This window comes from Chitinophaga sp. (assembly GCF_035564935.1).
GTDB lineage: Bacteria > Bacteroidota > Bacteroidia > Chitinophagales > Chitinophagaceae > Chitinophaga.
The window spans coordinates 1-2,833 of the sequence record NZ_DATMTE010001049.1 but is presented as its reverse complement, the minus strand read 5'-3'; the positions used below and the strand labels follow the sequence as shown (position 1 = coordinate 2,833).

The window sequence follows — 2,833 nt, the reverse complement described above, 5'->3', positions numbered from 1 at the left end:
GGTGTAACAGCAGGCGCTGAACAAGCGGCAGCAGCAGTCCCGCAGCCCCGCGCTGATACCCCAGCGATTGCCGCTTTGACCTCATCCTACATGCCCGAGGAGCAGTTAGCCCCTGCACTCCGGTATATCGAGCAATACAGCACAAGCCGACGGCTCCACCGCCGGGACGCCGTGTTGCACTGGTTTCACCAATACCTCCGGATTTTGGGCTACAAGCAGCTGGACGCCGTCCTTACGGTCGATGAAAATGGATTTCCGGCGGCAATCGAGGGGAAGGAAATATCCGGCGACGATCCCGCAGCCAGATCCCAATGGATTGAGCTCGTCCTGATTGGTCATCTGTTCCCGTTGATTGGCCTGATCGGGCGGTATGGCTTACAGGATGAAGAAGCGCTGATCACATTGACTTATCAGTATTATCAGCGGCGATCCCGCAAACAGCAAGATGAACGAGCCGCCTTTCTTATTGCCGCGCGTCATTTTAACATCCGGGACCGCTTCGCCAAGGATTCCGCAAAGGGCAGCTGCAGCATTCCCAATCCACTCCAGGAGGTCTATTGGGATGCCGCGCTATTAAGACCACAGGGACTTGCGCCGGTATTTTCCAAAACTTACGCCAAGGAGCAGGTGACGGTCAGCATTCGGCCTTTTGATCTGGACCGCGATCTGGAGATGGTACACCGCTGGTTTCACCGGGATCATGCCAAAGCCATCTGGCAGATGAACTGGGATCTCCCCCGGCTGGAGCAATTTTACCGCAGTCTGCTTGCCGACAAAGCCGGTCATGCTTACATCGGCGAGATCAACGGCATTCCGACCTTCAATATGGAGGTCTATTGGGCTACCCGCGATGTCGTCGGCAACTATTTCGATGTGCTGCCAACAGATTATGGCACCCATCTTTTTATCGCCCCCACAGACAGGGAGAAAAAGTTCCCCTCACTGACCATGCAGAGCATCCTGAGCTGGCTGTTCGCCCACCCCAAAGTAGGCCGCCTGGTCGGCGAAGGAGCCATCGAATCCATGGCAGCCCTGATGAATAAAATTCATGTCGGGTTTAAGTTGCAGGGTGTTATTGAGATGCCCCATAAAAAGGCACATCTCAATTTCTGCTACCGGGAGTGGTACTGGGAGAAATTTCCGGCCAACAAACCCCAGGAACCGGAGCCCGAACTCAGGCAAACCTATTCGGAAGCGATTGAAATCTATTAAGGAAATAACTTACAAAAAGACAAAAAATGGATAACAACACAAATGATACCTATGATTTTATTGGCATTGGCATCGGTCCTTTCAATCTGGGACTCGCGGCATTGACACAACCCATAGCAGACTGTAAAGCCATCTTCTTTGATCGCACCGAGCAGTTTAACTGGCATCTGGGCCTGATGCTCGACGATGCCACCTTACAGGTTCCCTTTATGGCCGACCTGGTGACCATGGCCGACCCCAGCAGTCCCTATTCCTTCCTCAACTACCTGAAACAGAGCGGGCGAATCTACAAGTTTTATATCCGCGAGAACTTTTTTATTTTGCGCCGCGAGTACAACAGCTACTGTAAATGGGTTGCCGACCAGCTGGAGCAGTGCAAATTCGGCCACGAGGTATTGGATATCGTTTATCTTGATCCGAACTACCAAGTCACGGTGCTGAATAAAAGTACTCAGGAGATCAGCCACTATATCACCCGAAAAATCGTATTGGGAACAGGCACATCCCCCTTTTTGCCAGGTTTCATCAAGAACCGTGATCTGGCCAACGTGATCCATACCGCAGCTTACCTCTATCGCAAGGAGCAGCTGTTGCAGCAGCGTTCCGTCACCATTGTCGGTTCGGGACAGAGTGCTGCCGAAATAGTCCGCGACCTTTTGCCCCATACCCGCGATGGTCTACAGCTTAACTGGGTGACACGTTCGGACCGCTTCTTCCCCTTGGCAAATCATGCCCGGCTTACCCTGGAAATGACCTCACCGGAGTACGTGGACTATTTCTATTCACTGAACGACCAAAAGCGCGATCAGCTGCTGAAAGAACAGAGCATCCTCTATAAAGGGATCAATTACGATCTGATCAATGAAATTTTCAACACACTTTATACCATGGAAACTGCCGATGGGCAAGTGAATGTGAAACTGATTGCCAACAGCGAACTGCAGGATCTGCAGACCACTGCCGACGGCAGCTATCAGCTCCATTTTGTGCAGAAAGAGCAAGAAGATAGCTATGTGATCCCAACGGATTTTGTGATTATGGCTACCGGTTACAAATACCAGGAACCCGCTTTTCTGCGCAATATACAGGAGCGCATTGCACGCACATCTAAGGGAACCTTTCAGGTCGCGCGCAATTATGCCATTGACAAGCATCAGCAGGAAATCTTTGTACAGAATGCCGAGCTCCAGACACATGGTATTGCCACACCCGATCTCGGGATGGGTGCCTACCGCAACTCCTATATCCTTCGGGAAATCCTCGGGCGCAGCGTCTACCCCGTGGAGCAGGCCATTGCCTTTCAGTCCTTCGGAACGACAGCCTTGTCAGCAGCAGCGCTGAAAAAAGACGACAGCAGGGTCGTATTTGCAGATCCACAGATTGAAAAAGCTTAATCCGATCAGGTATGCTACTCAAAATTAAAGCCTTTGTGCAGCTGTTCTGGATTGCCCTGCAGGGAACGGAGCAAAACTTCACACGTGGAAACGTCAATCGGGCAGCCTTCCTGCTGGCTATTCCAACGATGCTGGAGCTCAGCCTGGAATCCCTTTTTGTCATTGTCGACCTGCTCTTTGTCAGCAGTCTGGGGGAAAAAGCCATTACCATTGTGGGCATCAATAAT

Annotated in this window: 2 protein-coding genes and 1 pseudogene; all 3 read left to right on the top strand. The window is 51.6% G+C overall.

From position 1 onward, the window contains the following. The coding region (locus tag VN105_RS27295) for a GNAT family N-acetyltransferase (protein WP_325646228.1) at positions 1 to 1,212 on the top strand (1,212 nt) is incomplete at its 5' end. A gap of 26 nt (positions 1,213 to 1,238) precedes the next feature. Next, positions 1,239 to 2,606, top strand: a complete 1,368-nt coding sequence (locus tag VN105_RS27290; protein WP_325646226.1) for a lysine N(6)-hydroxylase/L-ornithine N(5)-oxygenase family protein — start codon at positions 1,239 to 1,241, stop codon at positions 2,604 to 2,606. Positions 2,607 to 2,617: 11 nt separating this feature from the next. Beyond that, positions 2,618 to 2,833, top strand: a pseudogene (locus VN105_RS27285) (MATE family efflux transporter); the annotation flags it as partial.

Excerpts from the sequence above, each read along its gene's own strand:
- VN105_RS27290 (WP_325646226.1), top strand. The coding sequence starts at position 1,239 with ATGGATAACAACACAAATGATACCTATGATTTTATTGGCATTGGCATC.